Genomic DNA, 25,816 nt, shown 5'->3' with positions numbered 1-25,816 from the left:
GGCGCCACGTGCCCGTGTCGACCCGGAAGCCCCGGCTCCGCCCCCCCCCGCGGCCCCTACGGCTCGTCCGCCCGCGGCGCCGGGACGATCGGCAGCGGATACACCGGGGGAGTGCCGCCGAACTCGGGGCAGACCGACTGGTGGTCGCACCACCCGCACAGCTTCGTCGGACGCGGCCGCCAGTCACCCGTCTCGGTGGCATGGGCGATCGCGTCCCACAGCGCCTGGAGCTTGCGCTCCACCCGCAGCAGGTCCGCCTCCACCGGGTCGTACGTCAGCACGTCACCGCTGCCCAGGTACACCAGCTGGAGCCGGCGCGGCACCACGCCCTTCAGCCGCCAGACCACCAGGGCGTAGAACGTCATCTGGAACAGCGCGCCCTCGCTGTACTCCGGACGCGGCGCCTTGCCCGTCTTGTAGTCGACGATCCGCACCTCGCCCGTCGGCGCCACATCGACCCGGTCGATCACCCCTCGCAGTCGCAGCCCCGACTCCAGCTCGGTCTCCACGAACAGCTCCCGCTCCGCCGGCTCCAGCCGCGTCGGGTCCTCCAGCGTGAACCACCGCTCGACCAGCTGCTCCGCCTCCGCCAGCCAGCGCGCCAGCAGCTCCCCGTCGGCGTCCCCCTCGAACAGCTCCCCGAGCTCCGGCCTCGACTCCAGCAGCCGCGTCCACTGCCCCGGCACCATCGCCTTCGCCCGCGGCGCCGTCCGCTCCACCGCCGGATCGTCGAAGAGCCGCTCCAGCACGGCGTGCACCAGCGTGCCGCGCGTCGCCGCCGCGCTCGGCTTCTCCGGCAGCTTGTCGATCACCCGGAACCGGTACAGCAGCGGGCACTGCATGAAGTCGCTCGCCCGCGACGGCGAGAGCGAGGCCGGCCGCTGCGGGGCCGGAGGGGTGGGCGAGCTCGGAGAGCTGGAGGGGCTCGTGGTCATGGTTCCAAACCCTACGGCCCGCCACTGACAGCGAGCGGCATACCATCGACGCCAGAACCTCCCACACTGCATGATCGTCGTGTGACGCTTCACACCGAAGGGAACCTGTGAACAAGGACGACGAGAGCGGCGAGCACACCCGCCCGCGGTCCGACCCGGCCGGAGCCGCTCCCGACAGCGGAAAACCACGGCGGACCCGGGAAGGCGGCGGCATCCTGATGGGCCGCGTCTTCGGCGTGCCCGTGTACGTCGCCCCCAGCTGGTTCCTGGTCGCGGCCCTCATCACCTGGGTCTTCGGCGACCAGATCGAGCGGGTCCTGCCCGAGCTCGGCAACGCCCGCTACCTGGTCTCCCTCTTCTTCGCGGTCGCCTTCTACGCCTCCGTGCTCGTGCACGAGCTGGCCCACACCGTCGCCGCGCTCCGCTTCAAACTGCCGGTGCGCCGCATCCAGCTCCAGTTCTTCGGCGGCGTCTCCGAGATCGAGAAGGACTGCGAGACCCCCGGCCGCGAATTCGTCCTCGCCGTCGTCGGCCCGCTGCTCTCCCTGGTCCTCGCCGGGGTCTTCTACGCCGCGATGTACGGCGTCGAGCCCGGCACCGTGCCCGGTGTCCTGCTCGCCGGCCTGATGATCTCCAACCTCATCGTCGCCGCCTTCAACCTGCTGCCCGGCCTCCCGCTCGACGGCGGCCGCATGCTCCGCGCCGTCGTGTGGAAGATCACCGGCAAGCCCATGAGCGGCACCGTCGCCGCCGCCTGGGTCGGCCGCGCCCTCGCCGTCACCGTCCTCATCGGCCTCCCGCTGCTCACCCACACCGGCGCCCTCGGCAACGCGACCGAGGACATCAGTGGCCTGGAGACGGTCACCGACGCGCTCCTCGCCGCCATCCTCGCCGCGATCATCTGGACCGGCGCCGGCAACAGCCTCCGCATGGCCCGGCTGCGCGAACACCTCCCCGAACTGCGCGCCCGCACCCTCACCCGGCGCGCCGTCCCCGTCGAGTCCGACACCCCCCTCTCCGAGGCCCTCCGCCGCGCCAACGAGGCCGGCGCCCGCGCCCTCGTCGTCGTCGACGGCCAGGGCGAGCCCAAGGCCCTGGTCCGTGAGACGGCGATCGTCGGCGTCCCCCAGCACCGCCGCCCCTGGGTGGCGGTCAGCGGCCTCGCCCAGGACCTCACCGAGGGCATGAGGGTCCCCGCCGACCTCGCCGGGGAGGCGCTCCTGGACCGGCTGCGCGCGACTCCGGCCACCGAGTACCTGGTGGTCGAGGAGTCCGGCGAGATCTACGGCGTCCTGTCCACCGCGGACGTCGAGCGGGCCTTCGTCCAGGCCATGGCACGTCCGGGTTCCTGAAGCCCATACACTGGTCACATGTCCGAACCGACCGGTGCCGCCCGCCGTCGCGGGCCCTTCGAGGTCGGGGACCAGGTCCAGCTCACCGACCCCAAGGGACGCCACTACACGTTCACGCTCGAGGCCGGGAAGAATTTCCACACCCACAAGGGTTCCTTCCCGCACGACGAGCTGATCGGTGCTCCCGAGGGCAGTGTTGTCCGTACCACGGGAAACGTCGCCTACCTCGCGCTGCGTCCCCTGCTCCCCGACTACGTCCTGTCCATGCCCCGCGGCGCCGCCGTGGTCTACCCCAAGGACGCGGGGCAGATCCTGGCCTTCGCCGACATCTTCCCCGGCGCACGTGTCGTCGAGGCCGGTGTGGGCTCCGGCTCGCTCAGCAGCTTCCTGCTCCGCGCCATCGGAGACGACGGCATGCTGCACTCCTACGAGCGCCGCGAGGACTTCGCCGAGATCGCCAAGGGCAATGTCGAGCGCTACTTCGGCGGCCCGCACCCCGCCTGGCAGCTCACCGTCGGCGACCTCCAGGACAACCTGTCCGACACCGACGTCGACCGGGTCATCCTGGACATGCTGGCCCCCTGGGAGTGCCTGGAGGCCGTCTCCAAGGCGCTCGTCCCCGGCGGCATCCTCTGCTGTTACGTCGCGACCACCACCCAGCTCGCCCGCACCGTGGAGTCCATCCGCGAGATCGGCTGCTTCGCCGAGCCGGCCGCCTGGGAGTCGATGATCCGCAACTGGCACGTCGAGGGCCTGGCGGTCCGCCCGGACCACCGCATGATCGGCCACACCGGCTTCCTGCTCACCGCCCGCCGCCTCGCGGACGGCGTGGAGCCCCCGATGCGCCGCCGCCGCCCCGCCAAGGGCGCGTACGGCGAGGACTACGAAGGCCCCAACAAGGGCTGACGCAGGGAAATGACCGGGGCTGACGCCCCGACAACGCGACGGCGCCGCCGTCGAGTTCCCGCCACCGGTGGGGGAACTCGACGGCGGCGCCTTTACGTTCGGCGCTCCGCCGGCACTCCGTGGTGCGCTGCGAGGGAAACACAGCTCGACCCCCCGGTTCCGCCTCACTGTGACGTATGGCACGATGCTGGCCACCCCCCACCGCACAGCTCACAGGAGACACTCCGCGTGCAGACCTCCGCCCTCCCGGACCTCGCGCACACCCACGCCCGCCCGGTGCACTGGCTCGCCACCGCCGCCGCGATGGCCGCGGTGGTCGCCGCCGCGGGGATGTTCCAGCCGGAAGCCGCCACCGCCTCCCAGACGGGCGGCATCCGGACAGCGGGAGCCCCCGCCCCGGCGCCCGCTCCCGACCCGGCCGCGGTGACGTACCCGCTCGAATGCGCGGGCGCGCCCAGCGTGGTGGCGAAGAGGGCGACGGGTGACATCGACGGCGACGGCCGGCCGGAAACGGTCGTGGCGGCGCACTGCCAGGCGGGTTCCGGAACGCCGCCGAGCGGCGTGTACGTCCTGTCCCGCGGCGGCTCCGGGGCGCGTGTGGTGGCCACCCTCGTCGAGCCCGCCGAGCGGCGCAGCGTCAGCGACGTCGCCGTACGTGCGGGAGTGGTCACCGCGACCCTGCTCGGCTACTCCTCGCCCGGCGTACCGCGGTGCTGTCCCGATCAGTGGGAGACGGTCAAGTGGCGGTGGGAGGGGGACAAGTTCGTCCGTTCCGCCCCGGCCGAAGCCCTTGGTGCGTAATCGGTCACCCAGCGTCAGGTCCGTAGACCTCGACCCTGTCCGAGACGCGCCTCACGTGGATACAGTCGCCGGGGCACTCCTTCGCGGAGTCCACCACGTCCTGGAGCAGGGGCAGCGGAACGGGCGCCGTGGCGCCGGGGTCCTGCAGCAGCTCGTCGTCGGTGCTCTTCACGTACGCCAGGCCGTCGATGTCCAGCTCGAAGACCTCGGGGGCGTACTGCGCGCAGATGCCGTCGCCGGTGCAGAGGTCCTGGTCGATCCAGACCTCCAGGGCCTCGCCGGCGCCCGTGGTCGGAGCCTCGTGCTGCACGGTCATGTTCCTGCCTCTGGTGTGGTAAGTCGGGCCAACCCTGACGGGTGTTGACCACTCCGACGATACAACCGCCCGCTTTCAAGTGTTGATGGGTGGGTATCCCCCTGGTGCGAGGGAGAGCGCAAGGGTGAAGATCGGACACACCCCGAGAGTCTTTGTGATCTAGGGGTTTCAATCACCACCCACCCAGGTAGGGTCAGGAAGCGTCCAGCTCCCCTTGGAGGAGGTGAGGACCGTGGCAGCCCACGACGACGACATCAACCGCGGCATCCGGCCGGGGCGGGGGTCTGAAGACCCTGCCGGCCAGGTTGCCTATCTCGAGCAGGAAATCGCCGTCCTGCGACGTAAGCTCGCCGACTCTCCGCGTCACACGAGGATTCTCGAAGAGCGGATCGTCGAGCTGCAGACCAACCTGGCCGGCGTGTCCGCGCAGAACGAGCGACTCGCCAATACGCTCCGTGAGGCCCGCGACCAGATCGTGGCCCTCAAGGAGGAGGTCGACCGGCTCGCGCAGCCTCCGGCCGGCTTCGGTGTCTTCCTGCAGGCGAACGAGGACGGCACCTGCGACATCTTCACCGGGGGCCGCAAGCTCCGGGTGAACGTCAGCCCCAGCGTCGAGCTCGACGAGCTGCGGCGCGGCCAGGAAGTGATGCTCAACGAGGCGCTCAACGTGGTCGAGGCCATGGAGTTCGAGCGCGCCGGGGACATCGTCACCCTCAAGGAGATCCTCGAGGACGGCGAGCGCGCCCTGGTGCTCGGGCACACCGACGAGGAACGGGTGGTGAGGCTCGCCGAGCCGCTGCTGGACATCACCATCCGGCCCGGTGACGCCCTGCTGCTCGAGCCCAGGTCCGGTTACGTCTACGAGGTGATCCCGAAGAGCGAGGTCGAGGAGCTCGTCCTGGAGGAGGTCCCGGACGTCGACTACAGCAAGATCGGCGGTCTGGGCAACCAGATCGAGCTGATCCGCGACGCGGTCGAGCTTCCGTACCTCTACCCCGACCTGTTCAAGGAGCACGAACTGCGGCCCCCGAAGGGCATCCTGCTCTACGGTCCGCCCGGCTGCGGCAAGACGCTGATCGCGAAGGCCGTCGCCAACTCCCTTGCCAAGAAGGTCGCCGAGGTGACCGGGCAGCCCGCCGGGAAGAGCTACTTCCTCAACATCAAGGGCCCCGAGCTCCTCAACAAGTACGTCGGTGAGACCGAGCGGCACATCCGCCTGGTCTTCCAGCGCGCTCGTGAGAAGGCGAGCGAGGGCACCCCGGTGATCGTCTTCTTCGACGAGATGGAGTCCCTCTTCCGCACCCGTGGCTCCGGTGTCAGCTCGGACGTGGAGAACACCATCGTTCCGCAGCTGCTCGCCGAGATCGACGGTGTGGAGGGCCTGGAGAACGTCATCGTCATCGGCGCCTCCAACCGCGAGGACATGATCGACCCCGCCATCCTGCGGCCGGGCCGGCTCGATGTGAAGATCAAGATCGAGCGTCCGGACGCGGAGGCGGCCAAGGACATCTTCGCCAAGTACCTGACACCCTCGCTGCCGCTGCACGCGGACGACCTGGCCGAGCACAATGGGTCCAAGGAAGCCGCGGCCCAGGCGATGATCCAGTCGGTCGTGGAGCAGATGTACGCGGAATCCGAGGAGAACCGGTTCCTCGAGGTCACGTACGCCAATGGTGACAAGGAAGTCCTGTATTTCAAGGACTTCAACTCCGGCGCAATGATCCAGAACATTGTCGACCGGGCGAAGAAGATGGCCATCAAGGCCTTCCTCGACCACAACCAGAAGGGCCTTCGGGTCTCCCACCTCCTCCAGGCCTGCGTGGACGAGTTCAAGGAGAACGAGGACCTGCCGAACACCACCAACCCGGACGACTGGGCCCGGATCTCCGGAAAGAAGGGAGAGCGGATCGTCTTCATCCGTACCCTCGTCACCGGAAAGCAGGGCGCCGACACCGGTCGGTCCATCGACACGGTGGCGAATACCGGTCAGTACCTGTAGATCGCATTCCGGCTGCGGGTGCCCCGGAGTCCCCGTCCACGGCGGGGGAGGGCATCCGTGGCCGGTTGCTTTCACCGGCCCCCGGCCATCATTCCGACCACCACCGAGCAATGACTCAATTGATCTCCCCACCAGCGCAGAGGCGTTCTAGGCTCTTCCGTACCGCCGAGTCGCGCAGTGCGGGGACGGGCACCGCACACGCACCGGAGAAGCAGCGGTACTTGAGCGCCGTTCCCGGACGGGGACGCCGCCGGGCAAGGAGGGCCGCATGACTGTACGGCGAGTAATGGGCATCGAGACGGAGTACGGGATCTCCGTCCCCGGCCACCCGAACGCCAATGCCATGCTCACCTCGTCCCAGATCGTCAACGCCTACGCGGCGGCGATGCACCGGGCGCGGCGCGCCCGCTGGGACTTCGAGGAGGAGAACCCGCTGCGGGACGCCCGCGGCTTCGACCTCGCCCGCGAGGCCGCCGACTCCAGCCAGCTCACGGACGAGGACATCGGCCTGGCCAATGTGATCCTCACCAATGGCGCGCGGCTCTACGTCGACCACGCCCACCCCGAGTACAGCGCCCCCGAGGTCACCAACCCGCGCGACGCCGTCCTGTGGGACAAGGCCGGCGAGCGGATCATGGCGGAGGCCGCCGAGCGGGCCGCCCAGCTCCCCGGCGCCCAGCCGATCCACCTCTACAAGAACAACACGGACAACAAGGGCGCCTCCTACGGCACGCACGAGAACTACCTGATGAAGCGGGAGACCCCCTTCTCGGACATCGTGCGCCACCTGACCCCGTTCTTCGTCTCCCGGCAGGTCGTCACGGGCGCCGGCCGTGTGGGCATCGGCCAGGACGGCCACGAGCACGGCTTCCAGCTCAGCCAGCGCGCCGACTACTTCGAGGTCGAGGTCGGCCTGGAGACCACCCTCAAGCGGCCGATCATCAACACCCGGGACGAGCCCCACGCCGACGCCGAGAAGTACCGCCGGCTCCATGTGATCATCGGCGACGCGAACCTCTCCGAGATCTCGACGTATCTCAAGCTGGGCACGACGGCCCTGGTGCTGTCCATGATCGAGGACGGCTTCATCACCGTCGACCTCGCCGTCGACCAGCCGGTGCGCACGCTGCACCAGGTCTCCCACGACCCCTCGCTCCAGTATCTGATCACGCTGCGCAGCGGCCGGACACTCACCGCTGTGCAACTGCAGATGGAGTACTTCGAGCTGGCCCGCAAGTACGTGGAGGAGCGCTTCGGCGCCGACGCCGACGAGCAGACCAAGGACGTGCTGGTCAGGTGGGAGGACACCCTGAACCGGCTGGAGAACGACCCGATGAGCCTGGCGGGGGAGCTGGACTGGGTCGCCAAGCGGGAGCTCATGGAGGGCTACCGGCGCCGTGACGGGCTCGACTGGGACGCGGCACGGCTGCACCTCGTGGACCTCCAGTACGCGGACGTACGGCCCGACAAGGGCCTGTACAACCGTCTGGCGGCCCGGGGGAGGATGAAGCGGCTGCTGGACGAGGACGCGGTCGTACGAGCGCAGGCGAAGCCTCCTGAGGACACCAGGGCCTATTTCCGGGGCCGGTGCCTGGAGCAGTACGCCGACGACGTGGCCGCGGCCTCCTGGGACTCGGTGATCTTCGACCTGCCCGGACGTGACTCTCTGCAGCGGGTCCCCACCCTGGAACCGTTGCGCGGTACACGTAACCATGTGAAGGAGCTCCTGGACCGCTGCCGTACGGCGGAGGACCTGGTCCGCGTCCTGTCCGGCCACTGAGGGCCGGCCGGGTACTCGTACGAAAAGAGCTTGGTCCGGGGATCTCCGGGAATCATGGGGATACTCCCTGGACGTTGGAGAAAGTACAGGGCCGATGTCAGACCGTCCTTGTAGGGTCTGATCTTGAGAGACCGAACCAAGCGGGCAAACCGAGCGGGGTGAGGGATATGGCGACCAAGGACACCGGCGGCGGGCAGCAGAAGGCCACACGTTCCACCGAGGAGGTCGAGGAGCAGGCGCAGGACGCGCAGGCTTCCGAGGACCTCAAGGAGCGCCAGGAGAAGCTGTCCGACGACGTCGACTCCGTACTCGACGAGATCGACGACGTACTTGAGGAGAACGCCGAGGACTTCGTACGGTCCTTCGTGCAAAAGGGCGGACAGTAGAGCTCGTTGTCCCTCCCGGTGCCGTCGGGGAAAGCCGACGGCACCGGGACGGATGACCGGCGACGGCACGGGTAAGGTCCGTGCACAGCACGCATGATCGGCCCGGCCGTCGCAGCGGCGGGCCGCCGCCTCATTTCGGAAGGAAACGCGTGGAAGCCAACCCTCGTAGCATCGGGCGTCTGCCGGCAGCCTTCCTGACGCCTGGCTCCTCGTCCTTCATGGACTTCCTGGCCGACCACTCACCCGAGCTGCTGCCCGGCAAGCGGACGCTGCCGCCCCTGCAGGGCGCCATCGAAGCACCGCACGGCACGACCATCGTCGCCACCACGTTCCCCGGCGGTGTGGTGCTCGCCGGTGACCGGCGCGCCACGATGGGCAACATGATCGCCCAGCGGGACATCGAGAAGGTGTTCCCGGCCGACGAGTACTCGGCGGTGGGCATCGCCGGGACCGCCGGCCTCGCCGTGGAGATGGTCAAGCTCTTCCAGCTGGAGCTGGAGCACTTCGAGAAGGTCGAGGGCGTCCAGCTGTCCCTGGAGGGCAAGGCGAACCGCCTCTCCACCATGATCCGCAGCAATCTGGGCATGGCCATGCAGGGCCTGGCCGTCGTCCCGCTCTTCGCCGGCTGGGACGTCGACCGCGAGAAGGGCCGGATCTTCAGCTACGACGTGACGGGCGGCCGTTCCGAGGAGCACGGTTTCGCGGCCACCGGCTCGGGTTCGATCTTCGCCCGGGGCGCCATGAAGAAGCTCTACCGCGACGACCTCACCGAGCAGCAGGCCATCACCCTGGTCGTGCAGGCGCTCTACGACGCGGCGGACGACGACTCGGCGACCGGCGGCCCGGACGTGGCCCGCAGGATCTACCCGATCGTCACCGTGATCACCGACGAGGGCTTCCGGCGGCTGACCGAGGCCGAGTCCTCCGAGACGGCCCGAGCGATCCTGGAGCGCCGCCTGGAACAGCCCGACGGCCCGCGCGCCGCGCTGCTCTGACGTCCGCGCTCCGAGGTCGCGCTCTGATGTTTGCCCATCTGAAGAAAGGGACGGATAGCCGGTGACGACGCCGTTCTATGTCTCGCCCGCACAGGCCATGCAGGACCGGGCGGAGTACGCCCGCAAGGGCATCGCCCGTGGTCGCAGCCTGGTTGTGATGCAGTACGCCGACGGCATCGTCTTCGTCGGTGAGAACCCGTCCCGTGCGCTGCACAAGTTCAGCGAGATCTACGACCGGATCGGTTTCGCCGCGGCCGGTAAGTACAACGAGTACGAGAACCTGCGGATCGGCGGCGTGCGCTACGCGGACCTGCGCGGCTACACGTACGACCGCGACGACGTGACCGCCCGTGGCCTCGCCAACGTCTACGCCCAGACGCTGGGCACCATCTTCTCCAGCGCGGGCGAGAAGCCGTACGAGGTGGAGCTGGTCGTCGCCGAGGTGGGGACCTCCCCGGAGGGCGACCAGATCTACCGGCTGCCGCACGACGGATCGATCGTGGACGAGCACGGCTCGGTCGCGGTCGGCGGCAACGCCGAGCAGATCAGCAGCTTCCTCGACCAGCGGCACCGCGACGGGATGTCGCTCGCCGAGGCGCTGAAGCTCGCCGTGCAGGCGCTGTCCCGGGACACCAACGGCAGCGAGCGGGAGATCCCCGCCGAGCGGCTGGAGGTGGCGATCCTGGACCGGACGCGCCCGCAGCAGCGCAAGTTCAAGCGGATCGTCGGGCGCCAGCTGTCCCGGCTCCTGGAGGCGGACGCCTCTGCCTCCACCCCGACGGACGCGCCCTCGGACGACGAGCCGGAGGAGTCGGAGGACTGACCCCAGGCCGACCGGTGCCCCGGATCCCCGCGCGGGGGACCCGGGGCACCGGCGTGCCGGCTCCGGGCGCCCCTCGGTGAGCCGCCGAGGCATGTATCGGCTCGGGGCACGGGCCCGGTGTCCGGGCACGGGCGTCAGGGGCCACGGGCCCGGTGGGGCCCGAGCCCCGGGGGATCGGGTGTGAAGGGCCACGGGCGTGTAGGGGCACGGGCGTGAGAGCCACGGGCGTGAGCGGCCCCGCTTGAAGGGCCGGCGGCGGGAGGTTCCGGCGCCGGCGGTCAGGCGGCCGGTGGGGGCCCGGAGGAGCCGCGGGGCATCAGGGTGACCGGGAGGTCGCCGCGCTCCGGCGGGCGGCCCGCCAGGACGTCCAGGAGGGCCGCCATACCGCGCTCACCGATCCGCTCTGCGGGCAGCCGGACCGTGGTGAGCTCCGGCTCCACCGCCGTGGCGAGCGCCAGGTCGTCGAACCCGGTGACCGACACGTCCTCCGGGACCCGCAGCCCCAGTCGCCGTACCGCCTTGCAGGCGCCCGCGGCCACGATGTCGTCGTCGCAGACCAGGGCGGTGGGGCGCGGTCCGGGCGCGGTCAGCGCGCGCTCGGTGGCCACACGGGCACCGTTCACCTCCAGCGGCGCCGCGACGGTCCGTACGGAGACGTCCGGGACGCCGCCCAGGCATGCGGCCAGGGCCCGGCCGCGTACGTCGAAGGTCCAGGACGGGACGGCGGACGACAGGTGAAGGAAGCGGCGGTGACCCAGGGTCAGCAGATGGTCCGTCACCTGCCGCATGCCGTCGGCGATGTCGAGGTTCACATGGGCGGCGGCGCCAGGGTCGGCCGGATCGCTGTCGAGCATCACCAGCGGCAGGTCCGTGCCACGGATCGTCCGTAGCGCGTCGGCGGCCATGGAGGAGGCGATCACCCCGTCCAGTGCCGCCCGAGCCGAAGCGAACGGGTCCCTCGCCGGGCCGACGCCCTCGGGCGAGGGGTACAGGACCACGCCGAACCCGTATCGGGCGGCGACGGCGGCGGCGCCCGTGTAGACCCGGGCGAAGAACTCGTTGGTGAGGGCGGGCACGACCAGCAGCGCGGTCCTGGTACGGCCCAGGCGGAGGTTGCGCGCCGCGAGATTGGGCCGGTATCCGAGCTCGTCGGCCGCCCCCCGCACCAGCCGCGCGGTGCGCTCCGAGACCCGGCCGCGCCACTTGTCGCCCAGCACGAGCGACACGGTGGCCTGCGACACCCCTGCGGCACGCGCCACGTCCCGGCTGGTGGGGCGCGCCTGGCGGGGTGTCGGGTCCGGGTCTGGAACCGCTGGGTCCGGGTGGTGCACGCACGCCTCCGATTCGACGATCAGGACCGCGGGGGTGGACCCGCGGGATGCCGTCATGGTACGTATGACGGCGGACGTTATACGTAAAACCTCGGGCAGGTGCCGGGGGAGAGGGGCAGCACATGGCCGCCGCACCGGGCGGGTACGCCGACATCCTGAAGGCACCCCATGCCGCCAGGCTGCTCATAGGCACCCTCATAGGACGCCTCCCCAATGGCACAGGCCCGATCGCGATCATGGTGTTCACCCGGGCCGAGGGCGGCAGCTACAGCCTCGCCGGCGGGCTCGCCGCCGTGTACGGCATCGGCAACGCCATCGGCCAGCCCCTCCTCGGCCGCGCCGTCGACCTGTACGGCCAGCCCCGCGTCCAGCTCCCCGCCGCTTTCGTCTCGGCCCTCGGCATGGCGCTGCTCGTTCTCACCGGCATCGACCCGCTCCTCCTGGCCTACGCGGCCGTCGCCGTCGCCGGGCTGTTCACCCCGCCCCTGGAGGGCGGCCTGCGCGCCCTGTGGCCGAGCGTCCTGGGCCGCGAGGACCGGGTCCACCGGGCGTACGCCATGGACGCGGTCGCCCAGGAAGTCATGTTCACCGTCGGACCCTTGCTGGTGACGCTGCTCGTCTCGCTCTGGTCGCCCGCCGCCGCCCTGCTCGTCATCAACGCGATCGGGGTGCTCGGCGCCCTGTCCGTCGTCCTGTCCGAACCGTCCCGCACCTGGCGCTCCGCGCCCCGCGAGGCCCACTGGCTGGGCGCGCTGCGCTCACCCGGGCTGCTGGCCCTGCTCGGCTCGTTCTTCTTCGTCGGCCTCGCCCTCGGCTCCATCACCGTCGCCGGGTTCGCGTACGCCGAGGACCACGGCCGCGAGTCCGTCTACGGCTGGCTGATGGCCGCCCTCGGCCTCGGGGCCCTGGTCGGTGGCGCGGTGTACGGAGCCCGGCAGTGGGCGGGCGCTCCGGAGCGCCGCCTGCGCGTCCTCGCCGGCCTGCTCGCGCTGGGCTACCTGCCGCTGATGCTCACCCCCGGCGTGGTGGCCATGACGGCCCTGGCGGCCCTCTCGGGCGTGTTCCTGGCGCCCGCCATCGCGTGTGCGTTCATCGTCGTCGACCGGCACGCCCCGCGCGGGACGGTCACCGAGGCGTTCTCCTGGCTGGTCACCACCTTCGGCGTCGGGGCCGCCGCCGGAACGGCCGTGGCCGGGCCGGTAGTCCAGCTCTCCGGCACCACCGCGAGTTTCGGCGTGGCGGCGGTCGGCGGATTCGTCGCCCTGTTCGTCCTCCTGGCCACCCAGCGCGTACTGGCAGTTCCCCGCCGGGCAGCACAACACACCGCAGATGTCGTGGCGACATCGGAAAATGATCGAAACGGTGCCGTCGAACCCGGTTTCAGCACACGCCATCAGGCGTAATGTTCAGTCATGGACCGCCGCATTTTCGGGCTGGAGAACGAGTACGGCGTCACGTGCACGTTCAGGGGACAGCGCCGACTGTCTCCTGACGAAGTGGCGCGCTACCTCTTCCGCCGTGTCGTGTCATGGGGCCGCAGCAGCAATGTCTTCCTGCGGAACGGCGCCCGCCTCTACCTCGACGTGGGATCGCATCCGGAATATGCAACTCCCGAATGCGACAACGTGACGGAACTGGTCACCCACGACAAGGCCGGCGAGCGCATTCTCGAGGGCCTGCTCGTCGACGCCGAACGCCGCCTGCACGAGGAGGGAATCGCGGGCGACGTCTATCTCTTCAAGAACAACACCGACTCGGCGGGAAACTCCTACGGCTGCCACGAGAACTATCTCGTCGCCCGTCACGGAGAGTTCTCGCGGCTCGCGGACATCCTCATTCCGTTCCTCGTCACCAGGCAACTGCTCTGCGGTGCCGGGAAGGTGCTGCAGACCCCGCGCGGCGCCGTCTACTGCGTCAGCCAGCGCGCCGAGCACATCTGGGAGGGCGTCAGCTCCGCGACGACCCGCTCCCGGCCCATCATCAACACCCGCGACGAACCGCACGCGGACGCCGAGCGGTACCGCCGCCTGCACGTCATCGTCGGCGACTCGAACATGTCCGAGACGACCATGCTGCTGAAGGTCGGCGCCACCGACCTCGTGCTGCGCATGATCGAGGCCGGCACGGTGATGCGCGACCTCACCCTGGAGAACCCGATCCGGGCGATCCGCGAGGTCAGCCACGACATCACCGGACAGCGCAAGGTCCGCCTCGCCAGCGGACGGGAGGCCTCCGCCCTGGAGGTCCAGCGCGAGTACTACGAGAAGGCCGCCGACTTCGTCGACCGGCGCGGCATCCGTACGGGCACGGTCGCGCAGGTCCTGGAGCTGTGGGGCCGCACGCTGGACGCGATCGAGGAGGAGGACCTCGACCGCATCGGCACCGAGATCGACTGGGTCATGAAGTACAAGCTGCTGGAGCGGTACCGCGCCAAGCACAACATGACCATGTCGCACCCGAGGGTCGCCCAGATAGACCTCGCGTACCACGACATCCACCGTCGGCGCGGGCTCTACTACCTGCTGGAGAAGAAGGGACAGGCCGCCCGGATCTGCAACGACCTGAAGATCTTCGAGGGCAAGTCGGTGCCCCCGCAGACCACCAGGGCGCGGCTGCGCGGCGACTTCATCCGCCGTGCGCAGGAGCAGCGACGGGACTTCACCGTCGACTGGGTCCACCTCAAGCTCAACGACCAGGCCCAGCGGACCGTGCTGTGCAAGGACCCCTTCCGGTCGGTCGACGACCGGGTGGAGAAGCTCATCGCCGGAATGTGACCCACCTTCCCGCCTCCCCGGCCAGGCCCGCCGCGCCGGGCCTGGCCGGCCCGGTCGGCCATGCCCCGCGCCCCAGCCGGGCGCTGGATGGGCCTTTGGCTCCGCGGGCTTGGCGCCGGGCCTCTCCCGGTTCGCGGGCGGGACCGCCTGCGCCTCGCGGCGTCTCACCCGGGTCGGGGCTTTCTCCCGGTGTGTGTGGGGGGGGCGGGCTTCGGCTACGCGTGTGTCGGGCCTTTCTCCGGTTCGTGGGGACACCCGGCTTCGGGGGCCTCCCGCCCGGGTACTTCGGGCCCCTCTCGCGCGGGATGCACGGGCGGCGCCTCTCGCCCGGACGCGTGGGTGGGCCTCCCCGGCTCCTGGGCGGGCCTCGCGCCCCGACGCCCTGGGCGGGGCCCCTGGCGGCTCGGGGCCACCGAGAGGGGTGACGCGCGTGAGGCGCCGTGCGTTGCTCGTGCGGTGTCCCGTGGACGCCGTAGAGTCACGCCGTAGAGTGACGCGACACCCTCGCGAGCTCGACTGCGAAGACCTACAGATCCCGAGATCCCGACCAAGATACGAGGCATTCCGTGCGCCGTCGCTCCCTCCTTCTCGCCGTCCCCGCCGGCCTGCTCACCCTCGCGGGCTGCGGCGACGACAAGGCCGACGAGGCCAAGACCGACGAGAGCCCGTCCACGCCCGCGGAGCCCTCCGCGAAGATCGTGGAGGGCCCGCTGCCCGCCATCACGGCGGGGACGAAGTTCGGTGAGAAGCCGACCGTCGCCAAGGGTTCGGGCAAGCCGTCGTCCGACCTCGCGGCGAAGTCGGTCATCGTCGGTACGGGGGCGAAGGTGGCCAAGGGCGACATCCTCCAGTTCGACTACCTCGGACAGATCTGGGACACCGCCAAGGTCTTCGACAACTCCTACGACCGCGGCGTGCCGCTGACCATGCCGATCGGCGTCGGGCAGCTCATCCCGGGCTGGGACCGGGCGCTGCCCGGCAAGACGGTCGGCAGCCGGGTCGAGCTGGCCATTCCCCCGGCGCTCGGATACGGCACCCAGGGCAACCCGCAGGCCGGCATCAAGGGCACCGACACGCTGGTGTTCGTCGTCGACATCCGCGGCACCTTCAACGGCAAGAGCTCCGCCAAGGGCCGGGAGGTCGCCCAGGACAACATCGACCTGCCCAAGGTCGGCACCAACACCGACGGCAAGGCCCCGTCCATCGACGTACCGAAGAAGCCCGCGCCCAAGGAACTGGTGGCGACGTACGTGCTGGAGGGCGACGGTCCGGCGGTCAAGCCCACGGACAAGCTGCTGCTCCAGTACAAGGGCGTCCTGTGGAACGGGGGCAAGGAGTTCGACTCCAGCTACAAGGGCGGGGAGCTGGCCCAGTTCCCGCTGCAGAACCTGATCAAGGGCTGGCAGCAGGGCCTCGCGGGCAAGAAGGTCGGCAGCCGCGTGATGCTCGTCGTACCGCCGGAGCTGGGCTACGGCGCCCAGGCGTCCGGGGACATCCCCGCCAACTCGACCCTCGTCTTCTCACTCGACATCCTGGCCGTGATGTAAGACTGTCCCGGTTGATCAGTACATCGTTTGAGGAGCACTGTTTTACGTGAACATCGACAAGCCCGAGATCGACTTCCCCGAGGGCCCGGCGCCGACCGAGCTCCAGATCGAGGACATCTGGGAGGGCGACGGTCCCGAGGCCAAGGCCGGTGACATGGTCAAGGTCCACTACGTGGGCGTCTCCTTCTCCAGCGGTGAGGAGTTCGACGCGTCCTGGAACCGCGGCAACCCGCTGGCGTTCCAGCTCGGTGCCGGCCAGGTCATCCCGGGCTGGGACCAGGGCGTGCAGGGCATGAAGGTCGGCGGCCGCCGCAAGCTGACCATTCCCCCGCACCTCGCGTACGGCGACAGCGGCGCCGGTGGCGGCCGCATCGCGCCGGGCGAGACGCTGATCTTCGTCTGCGACCTGGTCGCCGTCTGACCCGTCACGGTCACGACGCGGGGTCGAGAACCGGTCACTTCGAGGGCCCGTGCCTCCAGGCACGGGCCCTCGCCCCTTGCCGTGAGGCCCGGCCGCGACTTTTGCCGCGACACCCCGGGGCGGTACGTTGAGCGGGAAAAAGTGACTCCATAAGAAGAGGTGCAGGGCGTCGATGGCCATTGCCAAGGCCGAGCGGCTGATGAATCTGGCGCTGTGCCTGCTGGGGACCCGGCGCCCGCTCAGCAAGCGGGAGCTGCGCGGCTCGATCGAGGCCTACCTGGAAGCCGGCTCCGACGACTCCTTCAACCGCATGTTCGAGCGCGACAAGGACGATCTGCGCGAGCTCGGCCTGGTCATCGAGACCGTGGAGAACCTCGACGGCGAGACCGGCTACCTCGCCCGCCGCGACTCCAACCGGCTGCCCCCGATCCAGCTCGACGCCGAGGAGGCCGCCGCCCTGGGCCTCGCCGCCAAGGTCTGGCAGCAGGCCCGCCTCGCCGGAGCCGCCAGCGGCGCCCTGCAGAAGCTGCGGGCCGCCGGCATGCCCGAGGCGGAGGACTCGTACGACACCCCGCACAGCGCCCTCGAACCGCGCATCCCGGTCCACGAGGCCGCCTTCGAGCCGCTGATGCTGGCCTGCCGTGACCGGCGTCCCGTCGTCTTCGAGTACCGCAAGGGCAACGCCGCCCGCCCCGAGACCCGCCACGTCGAGCCCTGGACACTGGAGTGCTGGCGCGGCCACTGGTACCTCGCCGGCTGGGACCGCGAGCGCGGCGCCGAGCGTGTCTTCCGGCTCTCCCGGATCACCGGCAAGGTCCGCTCCCGGGCCGGGGCCTTCACCGCGCCCGTACCGGACGTGTCGACCGTCCGCGAGACCGTCGAGAGCTGGGCGGGGGAGACCGCCACCCGCTCCGCCCGCATCCGGCTGCGCACCGACTGCGGCTACCCGCTGCGCGCCCGCGCCCTGTCGGTACGGGAGCTGGGGGACGGCTGGGACGAGCTGGAGATTCCGTACGGCCACGGGCTGGACGCCTGGCTCGTGGAGTTCGGCCCGGACGTCGTCGTACTGGAACCCGCCGATCTGCGGGCCGATGTGGTGGACCGGCTGCGTGCCGTGGCCAAGGGCTGAGGGGGACGGAGAGACGATGGCCGCGAACGCGATCGACCAGACCAGGCGGATGCTCTCGCTGGTGACCTATCTGCGGGAGCGTCCCGGCGCCCACGTCGGGGACGTCGCCCGGGCGTTCGGCATCACCGAGGACGAGCTGATCTCCGACCTCGACGTCCTGCCCATGTGCGGGACCAGTTTCCGCGGCGGCGACCTGCTCGACATCGACACGGACGGCGAGCAGATCTGGTGGCACAACCCCGACGACGTCGCCGAGCCGCTGCGGCTCGCCGCCGACGAGGCGACCGCGCTGCTGGTCGCGGCGCGGGCCGTCGCCACCCTGCCCGGGCTGCGCGAGGGCGACCGGGAGGCACTGCTGCGCGCCACCGCGAAGCTGGAGGCCGCGGCGGGCGAGGCGGCGGGCGCCAGCTCCCGGCTGTCGGTGACGTTCGAGTCCGAGGGCGGGGTGTTCGCGGAGGTCGACCGCGCGATCTCGGAGCGGCGCCGGCTGTGGCTGCGCTACTACTCGCCCGCGCGGGACGAGCTGACCGAGCGCGAGGTCGACCCGATCCGGCTCTTCGCCGTCGGCCATACGTACATGGAGGCCTGGTGCCGCCTGTCCGAGGCGCGGCGGACCTTCCGCCTCGACCGGGTGGCCGAGATCCGTCTGCTGGACGAGCCCTCCGCGCCGCCCGAGATCGAGCTGCGTGACCTGTCCGAGGGCCTGGTCCAGCCGTCGGCCGACGACCCGGAGGTCGTGGTGGACGTGGGGCCGGGCGGCCGGTGGGTGGCCGAGTACTACCCCCACGACAGCGCCGAGGAACTGCCCGACGGGGGCCTGCGCATCACTCTGCGTACGCCGGACCCGGCGTCGCTGCGGCGGCTCGCCCTGCGCCTGGGCAGGGAGGGCCGGATCGTGTCCCCGCCGGAGCTGGCGGCGAGTGCACGGCAGGCGGCGTGCGAGGCGCTGGCCGCGTACGACGGTCAGGAGTAGTACAGGCAGTGGTAAGGAATTGAGGGACTGGTCTGCGATGCCCGGAAGTGTCTCGTCGTCGGTGGCCCCGGTCCTCTTCAAGGCCGGCTGCCCCGAGTGCCAGGCCCGCTTCGAGCTCTCGGCCGGCTCCCTGCGCCTCGCCATCGGCGCCAGCCGCCGCACCACCTTCTACTCCTTCACCTGCCCCGAATGCGGCTCCGCCGTACGCAAGCCCGCCGGCGAGCGCATCGTCGAACTCCTCACCGGCGGCGGCGTGCGGACGCTGCGCCTTTACTCCACCGTCTGAGCGTCGTCTAGGCTCTGCGCATGTTCTGGCCCATGCTCGCCATCGCCCTGGGGTTCCTCGGTATCGCCGTCCTCGGTGTCCTCGGTATCCGGGTGTTCGTCGAGGCCCAGCGCCTCGGCCGTCAAGTGACGCACACCACACAGCGAATCAACCGCGCCGCCGAGGACCTGGAGCGGGCGGCCACCGACCTGGCCCGCACCGGGGAGACGTTGCGGTAGCGCCGGCGGTCCGCCGGAGGGCAGTCCGCGGTCTCCTCGCCGGCAGGTACGAGAGGTACGCTGCTGGTTCCGGCGCAGGCGTTGGGCCCCGGCCGGGAACGCGGAGTATGCACAGGGATTGCCCGACGTTTACCCGTGCGAGTTACGATCCTTGCAGCATGGGGCTGGACAACCGTCCGGTCGCACGGGTAAATCCCACTCCCCAGCCGCCTCGGTGAGAAGGAAGTCGCACATGATCGGCAATCTGAAGCCCCTCGAGATCGTTCTGATCATCGTAGTCATCCTGCTGCTCTTCGGTGCCAAGAAGCTTCCTGAGATGGCTCGCTCGCTGGGCAAGTCGGCGCGCATCCTCAAGAGCGAGGCGAAGGCCATGAAGAAGGACGACGCCGACTCCGCCCCGGCGTCCACCACGGACACGACGGCCCAGCAGCCGCCCGCCCCGCGCACCATCCAGGCCGCGCCCGGCGATGTGAGCAGCGCCCGCCCGGTCGCCGAGCAGAACACCACCAAGAGCTGACGCACACGCGCTGAGCGTTACGCGCCGACGGCTGCCGCACTCGCACGAGACAAGGGAAGTGGGTTGCTCAAGTCTGCCCGCAAGCGGGAGAAGAACGACGAGGGGCGGATGCCCCTTGTCGATCATTTGCGTGAACTGCGAAACCGGCTGCTGAAGTCGGTCATCGCCATTGCGGTTGCAGTGATCGTCGCGGCCTTCTTCCAGAAGGACATCTTCGAGTTCCTGATGAGGCCGATCCTGGAGTCGGTGGGCTGCAAGAACGGCGCCGACACCATGGTGAACGGCAAGCCGTGCGCGGAGATGACGACACAGGGGCTGCTGTCGCCGTTCACCATCGCGCTCAAGGTCGCGCTGATGGCGGGCGTCCTGGTGGCCACCCCGGTGTGGCTCTACCAGCTCTGGGCCTTCGTGGCCCCCGGCCTGCACAAGAAGGAGAAGCGCTACACGCTCAGCTTCGTGGCGGTCGGCGTCCCGCTGTTCGTGCTCGGCGCGTACGTCGCGTATTCGGTCCTGCCGCAGACGGCCGAGATCATGCTGGGCTTCACACCGGAGGGCGCGAAGAACCTGCTGCCGCTCGACGACTACCTCGACCTCATCACGCGCATGGTGGTCGTCTTCGGTCTCGCCTTCGAGCTGCCGCTGCTGCTGATCCTGCTCAACTTCACGGGTGTCCTCACCGGTCGGCGCATGCTGCACTGGTGGCGCGGCATGATCATCGGTCTGACGGCGTTCGCCGCGATCGCCACCCCTGGTGGTGACCCCATCTCGATGCTCCTGCTGGCGGGTCCGCTGGCGGTGCTCTACTTCATCGCGGTCGGCATCTCCCTGCTCAACGACCGGCGGCGGCAGTTCCGGAACCCCGATCGCGGCCTCGCCGACGACGAAGCCTCCGAACTGGACCTCACGCCCGAGGCCATCGGCGCCGTCGAGCCCGTGCCCACCGCCCCGGCCCTGCCCGAGCAGGCGGACGGCAGGCGGTCGGACCGGCTGAACGGAAGCGGATACGACGACGTCACGTGACGGGTGACCTGACGGGTGCGCACCCACGGCGCGCCCCCCCATGCGGTGCGAAGGCCCTCCGGAGACCCGGAGGGCCTTCGGCCGTTCTCGCTGGGTAAGCCCCCGGTCACGGCCTGCCGTGGTGATTAAAGATCGGCTGACTGTCAGTCCCGGCGGGTAGGCTCGATAACAAGATGACAGAAGAACTCACACCCGCGGAAGCGTACGCGGCGGCCCGGCTCCGCGCCGCCGAGCAGGCGACCGCGCTCGCTCCCTTCCGCGCCCTGTACGACTTCGAGCTGGACCCGTTCCAGATCGAGGCCTGCCGAGCCCTCGAGGCCGGCAAGGGAGTACTCGTCGCGGCACCCACCGGCTCGGGCAAGACCATCGTCGGTGAGTTCGCCGTGCACCTCGCCCTGGAGCAGGGGCGCAAGTGCTTCTACACCACGCCCATCAAGGCGCTGTCGAACCAGAAGTACGCCGACCTCGTCAAGCGGTACGGCCCCGGCAAGGTCGGCCTGCTCACCGGTGACAACAGCGTCAACTCCGAGGCGCCGGTGATCGTCATGACCACCGAGGTCCTCCGCAACATGCTGTACGCGGGCTCCCAGTCCCTGCGGGGCCTCGGCTATGTGGTGATGGACGAGGTGCACTACCTCTCCGACCGGTTCCGCGGAGCGGTCTGGGAGGAAGTGATCATCCACCTCCCCGAATCCGTGACACTCGTGTCGCTCTCCGCGACCGTGTCGAACGCCGAGGAGTTCGGCGACTGGCTCGACACCGTCCGTGGCGACACCGAGGTGATCGTCTCCGAGAGCCGCCCCGTGCCGCTGTGGCAGCACGTCCTGGCGGGACGCCGGATCTACGACCTCTTCGAGGAGGAGACCGACCACGGCGGCCGCGGGTCCGGCCGGCGCGAGGTCAACCCCGACCTGGTCCGCCTGGCGCGCATGGAGAACTCGCGGCCGTCGTTCAACGGCCGTGACCGGCGCCGCGGCCGTGAGGCCGACCGCGAGCGGGAGCGGCGGCAGCGGTCGCGGATCTGGACGCCCGGACGGCCCGAGGTCATCGAGCGGCTGGACGCGGAGGGGCTGCTGCCCGCCATCACGTTCATCTTCAGCCGGGCGGGCTGCGAGGCCGCCGTACAGCAGTGCCTGTACGCGGGACTCCGCCTCAACGACGAGGAAGGACGCGCACGGGTCCGGGAGATCGTCGAGGAGCGCACCGCCTCGATCCCCACCGAGGACCTGCACGTCCTCGGGTACTACGAATGGCTGGAAGGCCTGGAGCGGGGCATCGCCGCGCACCACGCGGGCATGCTGCCGACCTTCAAGGAGGTCGTCGAGGAGCTGTTCGTACAGGGCCTGGTCAAGGCGGTGTTCGCCACCGAGACGCTGGCGCTCGGCATCAACATGCCCGCCCGCTCGGTGGTGTTGGAGAAGCTGGTCAAATGGAACGGCGAGCAGCACGCCGACATCACCCCGGGCGAGTACACCCAGTTGACCGGGCGCGCGGGGCGGCGCGGCATCGACGTCGAGGGCCACGCGGTGGTGCTCTGGCAGCGCGGCATGGATCCCGGTCACCTCGCGGGCCTCGCCGGCACGCGCACGTACCCGCTGCGCTCCAGCTTCAAGCCCTCGTACAACATGGCGGTCAACCTGGTCGACCAGTTCGGCCGGCACCGCTCGCGCGAGCTGCTGGAGACGTCGTTCGCCCAGTTCCAGGCGGACCGGTCCGTGGTCGGCATCTCGCGCCAGGTCCAGCGCAACGAAGAAGGGCTGGAGGGCTACCGGGAGGGCATGACGTGCCACCTCGGTGACTTCGAGGAGTACGCGCGGCTGCGCCGCGAGCTGAAGGACCGTGAGACGGAGCTGGCCAAGCAGGGCGCCGCACAGCGCCGGGTGGCCGCCGCCACGTCGCTGGAGCGGCTCAAGCCGGGTGACGTCATCCATGTGCCGACCGGCAAGTTCGCCGGGCTGGCGCTGGTTCTGGACCCGGGCCTGCCCGCCGGACGGGCCAACGGGCACCGCGGCTTCGAGCACCAGGACGGGCCGCGCCCGCTCGTGCTCACCGCCGAACGGCAGGTCAAGCGGCTCGCGTCGATCGACTTCCCGGTGCCGGTGGAGCCGCTGGAGCGGATGCGCATCCCCAAGTCGTTCAACCCGCGTTCGCCGCAGTCGCGGCGCGACCTCGCGTCAGCGCTGCGCACCAAGGCCGGGCACATAGCCCCGGAGCGGCACCGCAAGCAGCGTTCCGCGGCCGCCGACGACCGCGAGATCTCCCGCCTGCGCGCCGCGCTGCGCGCGCACCCCTGCCACGGGTGCGACGAGCGGGAGGACCACGCGCGGTGGGCCGAGCGGTACCACCGGCTCCAGCGCGACACACGGCAGCTGGAGCGGCGCATCGAGGGGCGTACGAACACCATCGCCCGCACCTTCGACCGGATCGTCGCGCTCCTGACGGAGATGGACTACCTGCGCGGCGACGAGGTCACCGAGCACGGCAAGCGGCTCGCCCGCCTCTACGGCGAGCTGGACCTGCTGGCCAGCGAATGCCTGCGCGACGGTGTCTGGGAGGGCCTCAACCCGGCCGAACTGGCCGCGTGCGTCTCGGCCCTGGTCTACGAGGCCAGGCAGGCGGACGACGCGGTCGCGCCGAAACTCCCGTCGGGCAAGGCCAAGGCGGCGCTCGGCGAGATGGTGCGGATCTGGGGACGGCTGGACGCCCTGGAGGAGGACTTCCGCATCAACCAGGCCGAGGGCGTCGGCCAGCGCGAACCCGACCTCGGCTTCGCCTGGGCCGCCTACCAGTGGGCCTCCGACAAGGGCCTCGACGAGGTGCTGCGCGAGGCCGAGATGCCCGCCGGCGACTTCGTCCGCTGGTGCAAGCAGGTCATCGACGTACTGGGCCAGATCGCCGCGGCCGCGCCCGGCGAGGGCAGCACGGTCGCCAAGAACGCCCGCAAGGCGGTCGACGCGCTGCTGCGGGGCGTCGTCGCATACAGCTCGGTGGGCTGACCTCCCGCCGTCGTACGCCAAGGGGCCCGGCCGGTCTTCCGGCCGGGCCCCTTGGCGCGTCACGGTGCGGCGCAGCCCGCCGCGAGGGCCTCGCCCGGGTCCCGGCCGCCGCCTCCGCACGTCTCACCGACGCCGTCCGGGAAACGGGCGGAGTACACGCCAGGCAGGCCGGACTCGAATGGCTCGCCGAGTACGTCCCCCGGGCCGGACACGGCGCGGTCATGGAGCTGCGGGACGACACGCGATCGCCGCCGGGATCCCGCGCGGGAATTGTGCGTTCCGGGACGGGCCCCAGGAGTCGAACGTGGGCACTGGCCCGGGCGGCGGTCCCAGCGACGTGTCCGGGCGGGGACGGCAAGGCGTCAGGCGGCGGTTGCCGGGTTCTCCTGCTCGCGCTCGACCTGCTCGTTCCAGTCGCGCTTGACCGCCCGCCAGGCCTCGTCCGTCTGGCCCAGGCGCCAGTAGCCCGAGATGGACAGGCGCTCGCGGGGAACCTGGCGTTCCAGGCGGAGGTGACGGCGCAGGTCCTTGACGAAGCCCGCCTCGCCGTGGACGAAGGCGTGCACGTCGCCGGGCGGGAAGTCCAGGTCCCGGACCGCCGCCAGCAGCGCGTCGCCGACCGGGCGGCCGCCGCGGTGCAGCCAGCGGAGCTCGACGCCGGACGGGAGGGCGATCTTCTGCTCTTCGTCCTGGGACTCGACCTCGATGAAGGCGTGCCCCACGGCCCCCTCCGGCAGCCGCTCCAGCGAGGCGGCGATCGCAGGCAGCGCACTCTCGTCGCCCACCAGCAGGTGCCAGTCGGCCGCCGGGTCCGGCGCGTACCCACCGCCCGGTCCCAGGAAGCGCACCGTCTCGCCCACCTGGGCGCGTGCCGCCCACGGGCCGGCCAGGCCCTCGTCGCCGTGGACGACGAAGTCGACGGTCAGCTCGAGCTGGTCGGCGTCCCACGCCCGTACCGTGTACGTACGCGTCGTGGGCCACTGCTCACGCGGGAACTCCTCCCGGATCCGCGCCATGTCGAACGGCTCCGGATACGTCACGCCCGCCGCCGGGAAGATCAGCTTGATGTAGTGGTCCGTGAACTCGTCCGCGGCGAACCCGGCCAGCCCCTCGCCGCCGAGGACGATGCGCACCATGTGCGGCGTGAGCCGCTCGGTGCGCACGACACGCGCCTCCTGCGCCTTGGGTGCCTTGCGGGCAGGCTGTTCCGCCACGGTGGTCTCCCCGGAGAATCGGTTGCTTAGGCTTGCCTAACTTAACACCTCAGCGCGTGAGAGTGGAGAGAAGACGGTCGAGCGACCCCCCCAGGCCCCACCGCGCGGCCAGCTTCTCCAGCGCCGCCGGGTCGCGCGGCTCCACCGGGAGCGCCGGGTCGAACTCCGGCAGCGGTACGTCCCCGGCCACCCGCACCACCGTCGGCGCGACCGCCAGATAGCCCCGGGCCTCGTCGAGCCGCCTGCGCTGCGCGGGCGTCAGCTTCGATCGAGGATCGTCCACCGCCGCCAGGATCCCGGCCAGGTCGCCGTACGCGTCGAGCAGCTTGGCCGCCGTCTTCTCGCCGATGCCCGGCACACCCGGCAGCCCGTCGCTCGGGTCGCCACGCAGCAGCGTCAGATCCGCGTACCCCGGCCCGTCCACGCCGTACTTGGCGCGCAGCCACGCCTCGTCCGTCACCTGGAGCGTGCCCACGCCCTTGAGCGGATACAGCACCCGTACGCCCCGGGCGTCGTCCACCAGCTGGTACAGGTCCCGGTCACCGGTCACGATGTCCACCGGGCCCGCCGCCCGGCCCGCCAGCGTCCCGATGACGTCGTCCGCCTCGTACCCGGCGACGCCCACCCGGGCGATCCCCAGCGCGTCCAGCACCGCCTCGATCACCGGGACCTGCGGCGACAGCGTGTCCGGGATCTCCTCCTCGTCCGGTCCCACCTCCGTCTCCTCGGCGACCCGGTGCGCCTTGTACGACGGGATCAGCTCCACCCGCCACGCCGGACGCCAGTCCGCGTCCATGCAGGCCACCAGGTCGTCCGGCCGGCGGTCCTGGACCAGCCGGGCGATGAAGTCCAGCAGCCCGCGCACGGCGTTGACCGGCGTGCCGTCCGGGGCCTTCACGGAGTCCGGGACCCCGAAGTAGGCGCGGAAGTAGAGGGAAGCGGTGTCGAGGAGCATCAGGCGTCGCGTCACAGCTCCGATCATGCCGCACCCCACTGACAGCCGGGAGCGCACGCGGCTCCGGGCCGCCCGGCGTGCCCCGGCGTGACCCCGCGTGAAGTGGATCACCTTTCCGTTTGCCGTGTGTGCCCAAGGGCAG

Annotated in this window: 24 protein-coding genes and 1 pseudogene; 19 read left to right on the top strand and 6 right to left on the bottom strand. The window is 70.6% G+C overall.

Annotated elements, in window-relative coordinates:
* Positions 1-56 precede the first annotated feature (56 nt).
* Positions 57-935 (bottom strand): RecB family exonuclease, encoded by an 879-nt coding sequence (locus AMK26_RS29875; protein ID WP_073758332.1) that lies wholly within the window; start codon positions 933-935, stop codon positions 57-59.
* Positions 936-1,042: 107 nt separating this feature from the next.
* Here AMK26_RS29875 and AMK26_RS29870 point away from each other — a divergent pair, with 107 nt between their 5' ends.
* The 3 genes from AMK26_RS29870 (at position 1,043) to AMK26_RS29860 (ending at position 3,994) form a co-directional block, all read left to right on the top strand.
* Positions 1,043-2,287, top strand: coding sequence for a site-2 protease family protein (locus tag AMK26_RS29870; protein WP_073758330.1), 1,245 nt, complete (start codon positions 1,043-1,045; stop codon positions 2,285-2,287).
* Between the two features lie 18 nt (positions 2,288-2,305).
* A complete protein-coding gene (locus tag AMK26_RS29865; protein ID WP_073758328.1) occupies positions 2,306-3,193 on the top strand; it encodes a tRNA (adenine-N1)-methyltransferase in 888 nt (295 codons plus the stop codon).
* A gap of 228 nt (positions 3,194-3,421) precedes the next feature.
* Positions 3,422-3,994, top strand: coding sequence for a hypothetical protein (locus AMK26_RS29860; RefSeq protein WP_073758326.1), 573 nt, complete (start codon positions 3,422-3,424; stop codon positions 3,992-3,994).
* Positions 3,995-3,998: 4 nt separating this feature from the next.
* On the opposite strand, the gene AMK26_RS29855 is transcribed toward AMK26_RS29860, so the two are convergent.
* Positions 3,999-4,310 carry a ferredoxin gene (locus AMK26_RS29855; protein ID WP_073758324.1) on the bottom strand — a complete coding sequence of 104 codons (312 nt, stop codon included), beginning with the start codon at positions 4,308-4,310 and terminating at the stop codon, positions 3,999-4,001.
* Between the two features lie 232 nt (positions 4,311-4,542).
* Between AMK26_RS29855 and arc the strand changes: the two genes are divergently transcribed.
* The 5 genes from arc to prcA all read left to right on the top strand — a co-directional run bounded on the left by arc (position 4,543) and on the right by prcA (position 10,293).
* Positions 4,543-6,309: a proteasome ATPase gene (arc, locus tag AMK26_RS29850; RefSeq protein ID WP_073758322.1), complete on the top strand. Its 1,767-nt coding sequence runs from the start codon at positions 4,543-4,545 to the stop codon at positions 6,307-6,309.
* A 268-nt stretch (positions 6,310-6,577) separates the two neighbouring features.
* Entirely contained in the window at positions 6,578-8,089 is a 1,512-nt protein-coding gene (dop, locus tag AMK26_RS29845) for a depupylase/deamidase Dop (protein ID WP_198944198.1), read from the top strand.
* A gap of 167 nt (positions 8,090-8,256) precedes the next feature.
* Positions 8,257-8,475 (top strand): ubiquitin-like protein Pup, encoded by a 219-nt coding sequence (locus AMK26_RS29840; RefSeq protein WP_016325855.1) that lies wholly within the window; start codon positions 8,257-8,259, stop codon positions 8,473-8,475.
* A 149-nt stretch (positions 8,476-8,624) separates the two neighbouring features.
* Positions 8,625-9,470, top strand: a complete 846-nt coding sequence (gene prcB, locus AMK26_RS29835; RefSeq protein WP_073758318.1) for a proteasome subunit beta — start codon at positions 8,625-8,627, stop codon at positions 9,468-9,470.
* Positions 9,471-9,531: 61 nt separating this feature from the next.
* Positions 9,532-10,293: a proteasome subunit alpha gene (gene prcA, locus AMK26_RS29830; protein ID WP_073758316.1), complete on the top strand. Its 762-nt coding sequence runs from the start codon at positions 9,532-9,534 to the stop codon at positions 10,291-10,293.
* Positions 10,294-10,571: 278 nt separating this feature from the next.
* Here prcA and AMK26_RS29825 read toward each other — a convergent pair whose 3' ends face one another.
* Positions 10,572-11,681, bottom strand: coding sequence for a LacI family DNA-binding transcriptional regulator (locus AMK26_RS29825; protein WP_079277870.1), 1,110 nt, complete (start codon positions 11,679-11,681; stop codon positions 10,572-10,574).
* Between the two features lie 65 nt (positions 11,682-11,746).
* On the opposite strand from AMK26_RS29825, the gene AMK26_RS29820 reads away from it, so the two are divergent.
* The 11 genes from AMK26_RS29820 to AMK26_RS29770 all read left to right on the top strand — a co-directional run bounded on the left by AMK26_RS29820 (position 11,747) and on the right by AMK26_RS29770 (position 23,505).
* A complete protein-coding gene (locus AMK26_RS29820) occupies positions 11,747-13,027 on the top strand; it encodes an MFS transporter (protein ID WP_073758314.1) in 1,281 nt (426 codons plus the stop codon).
* 9 nt (positions 13,028-13,036) lie between these two features.
* Positions 13,037-14,398: a Pup--protein ligase gene (gene pafA, locus AMK26_RS29815; protein WP_073758312.1), complete on the top strand. Its 1,362-nt coding sequence runs from the start codon at positions 13,037-13,039 to the stop codon at positions 14,396-14,398.
* A 566-nt stretch (positions 14,399-14,964) separates the two neighbouring features.
* A complete protein-coding gene (locus AMK26_RS29810) occupies positions 14,965-15,945 on the top strand; it encodes an FKBP-type peptidyl-prolyl cis-trans isomerase (protein ID WP_073758310.1) in 981 nt (326 codons plus the stop codon).
* Positions 15,946-15,991: 46 nt separating this feature from the next.
* Entirely contained in the window at positions 15,992-16,366 is a 375-nt protein-coding gene (locus AMK26_RS29805; RefSeq protein ID WP_073758308.1) for an FKBP-type peptidyl-prolyl cis-trans isomerase, read from the top strand.
* A gap of 172 nt (positions 16,367-16,538) precedes the next feature.
* Positions 16,539-17,495, top strand: coding sequence for a helix-turn-helix transcriptional regulator (locus tag AMK26_RS29800; RefSeq protein ID WP_073758306.1), 957 nt, complete (start codon positions 16,539-16,541; stop codon positions 17,493-17,495).
* A 16-nt stretch (positions 17,496-17,511) separates the two neighbouring features.
* Positions 17,512-18,468, top strand: a complete 957-nt coding sequence (locus tag AMK26_RS29795; RefSeq protein ID WP_073758304.1) for a helix-turn-helix transcriptional regulator — start codon at positions 17,512-17,514, stop codon at positions 18,466-18,468.
* A gap of 37 nt (positions 18,469-18,505) precedes the next feature.
* The gene (locus AMK26_RS29790) at positions 18,506-18,754 is read left to right on the top strand and encodes a hypothetical protein (RefSeq protein ID WP_198944197.1); all 249 of its coding nucleotides are present in this window, start codon (positions 18,506-18,508) and stop codon (positions 18,752-18,754) included.
* A 20-nt stretch (positions 18,755-18,774) separates the two neighbouring features.
* On the top strand, positions 18,775-18,972 hold the full coding sequence (locus AMK26_RS29785) for a hypothetical protein (RefSeq protein WP_073758300.1): 198 nt from the start codon (positions 18,775-18,777) through the stop codon (positions 18,970-18,972).
* A gap of 232 nt (positions 18,973-19,204) precedes the next feature.
* The gene (gene tatA, locus AMK26_RS29780) at positions 19,205-19,489 is read left to right on the top strand and encodes a Sec-independent protein translocase subunit TatA (RefSeq protein ID WP_073758298.1); all 285 of its coding nucleotides are present in this window, start codon (positions 19,205-19,207) and stop codon (positions 19,487-19,489) included.
* Between the two features lie 63 nt (positions 19,490-19,552).
* Entirely contained in the window at positions 19,553-20,509 is a 957-nt protein-coding gene (gene tatC, locus AMK26_RS29775) for a twin-arginine translocase subunit TatC (RefSeq protein WP_073758296.1), read from the top strand.
* A gap of 173 nt (positions 20,510-20,682) precedes the next feature.
* On the top strand, positions 20,683-23,505 hold the full coding sequence (locus tag AMK26_RS29770; RefSeq protein ID WP_073758294.1) for a DEAD/DEAH box helicase: 2,823 nt from the start codon (positions 20,683-20,685) through the stop codon (positions 23,503-23,505).
* Between the two features lie 86 nt (positions 23,506-23,591).
* Here the strand turns inward: AMK26_RS29770 and AMK26_RS38105 are convergent.
* The 3 genes and pseudogenes from AMK26_RS38105 to AMK26_RS29760 form a co-directional block, all read right to left on the bottom strand.
* Positions 23,592-23,717, bottom strand: a pseudogene (locus tag AMK26_RS38105) (ADP-ribosylglycohydrolase family protein); the annotation flags it as partial.
* Positions 23,718-23,867: 150 nt separating this feature from the next.
* The gene (locus AMK26_RS29765; protein WP_073758293.1) at positions 23,868-24,719 is read right to left on the bottom strand and encodes a siderophore-interacting protein; all 852 of its coding nucleotides are present in this window, start codon (positions 24,717-24,719) and stop codon (positions 23,868-23,870) included.
* Between the two features lie 49 nt (positions 24,720-24,768).
* Positions 24,769-25,674, bottom strand: a complete 906-nt coding sequence (locus AMK26_RS29760; RefSeq protein ID WP_079277882.1) for a 5'-3' exonuclease — start codon at positions 25,672-25,674, stop codon at positions 24,769-24,771.
* Positions 25,675-25,816: the final 142 nt, after the last annotated feature.

The organism is Streptomyces sp. CB03234, assembly GCF_001905885.1.
Classification (GTDB): domain Bacteria; phylum Actinomycetota; class Actinomycetes; order Streptomycetales; family Streptomycetaceae; genus Streptomyces.
The sequence above is the reverse complement of the archived record's forward strand: the minus strand, read 5'-3'. Positions and strand labels throughout refer to the sequence as shown.